The 1374-nt window shown below is 60.9% G+C and carries 3 protein-coding genes; all 3 read right to left on the bottom strand.

Features of this window, described 5'->3' with window-relative positions; all coding sequences use genetic code 11:
* Positions 1–99: 99 nt before the first annotated feature.
* Positions 100–501 carry a DUF2442 domain-containing protein gene (locus tag PKE99_RS39130; RefSeq protein WP_271215023.1) on the bottom strand — a complete coding sequence of 134 codons (402 nt, stop codon included), beginning with the start codon at positions 499–501 and terminating at the stop codon, positions 100–102.
* Complete coding sequence (locus PKE99_RS39135) at positions 494–733, bottom strand: DUF4160 domain-containing protein (RefSeq protein WP_189383126.1); 240 nt, start codon at positions 731–733, stop codon at positions 494–496. The genes PKE99_RS39130 and PKE99_RS39135 overlap by 8 nt, the downstream gene beginning before the upstream one ends.
* 75 nt (positions 734–808) lie before the next feature.
* Positions 809–1374, bottom strand: a 566-nt coding sequence (locus PKE99_RS39140) for a hypothetical protein (protein ID WP_271215024.1), incomplete at its 5' end; no start/stop codon positions are given.

The following is a 1374-nucleotide window of genomic DNA, read 5'->3' on the forward strand; positions in this document are numbered from 1 at the left end:
ATTTGAAATCACAACCCACTTGGCAATTCCCTCCGGGCCGCTCCGCTAATTGCCATGGGCCAGAGGCGCTGCGCCCTCTTGGATCACCAGCCAAGCATATCAGGCCTGCTTGCGCGGCCTGCCGCCCTTGGCCCCGTTCGTCCGCGCGGCTGCCGACTTGGCGGGCGATGTGGCCTGTCCTGCCCGGCGAGCCATGTAAGCCTTCGTTCCGAACAGGCCCGCCAGCAAGCCTGGCACGGACAGGTCTACATCGAGGGCTTCCCAGTGCAGGCCATAACCCGCGCCGAGGATTTCTACCGAAGCCAGATCGTCATCCGTGGCTGCCTCCAGCCCTTGCGCCATACGGGGCGGAAAGGCGAAGGTACAACCGTTGGTCAGCTCGACGATGATACGCCCATTTTTCCGGTCATAGCGCGCAGATGTCGCGCGCGGTTCGGTCTGTTGTGCGATGCGGCCCCGCTCTAGGGCCGCGTTGATTTCGGCGTCTGTCAGGTCAACCATGGATTTCCCTCCACTTGGCAAGAAACTGTTCCCGCTGGTCATGGACCAACTGCACGGCACGGCGCAGATCGTTCGCCTTCATGCCTTCTGCCCAGACAAGGGCCGGAAAACCGTCAGGACCGATCAGGTTGATCTTGGCCTGTCCGTCTCCGAACACATGCACATGGGCTGGCTCGTGGTCGTCAGTGAAGATGATGACGCGCAGACCATGCGCCCGGTAGATCGTGACCATGATTGAAAATAACCTATCATGATGGGTTTTTCAAGAGCCGATGCTAAGTGTGAAGTGTACGGGCTGACGGCACCCCTATCCTCGTACATTGAGGCTGATTAGGCGGGCGTTGAGGGCTTCCAATCTTGGTTCTAGGATACGGCGATCCTTCGACCGGGTGTTCCCGCAGACGAGGAACAGGCCCAAGCCCAGCGGGTTATGGTCCTGGGGGGCCTCCGATGTCACCAGCTCCAGCGCCCTCGGCGTTCCTCCCCCGGCGTAGAACGCCGCAGACGCCATCCGCTCGAGGGATTTGTAGGAGTCAAAATAGGTATTCCCATCTGACCTTCTGGCGATGCTGAACACGTCATAATGACCGGATCGGCGCGAGATCCCGGTTTCGCGCAGGTCATTGAGGTCAGACTCCGTCTCGATCAGGGCCACAACATTCCCCTCGGACCGGACCACCAGATCAATCCTCCGGCGACCGGACGTCGGGACGATGCCACCGGTCTCCTTGTCACGCCAAGCGGGCATCCCCCCCTTTAGGAACAGGTTCCTGTCTTCCACATCGACCTCAAACCCCTGCTCTTGAAGATGCCCTGCGAGGCGGGGCTTGATCCGCTGGTCCGCCACCTTTCCGGGCGCGCTGAACTCCCGGA

Source organism: Pseudonocardia halophobica (assembly GCF_027922425.1).
Taxonomy (GTDB): Bacteria; Actinomycetota; Actinomycetes; order Mycobacteriales; family Pseudonocardiaceae; genus Pseudonocardia; species Pseudonocardia halophobica.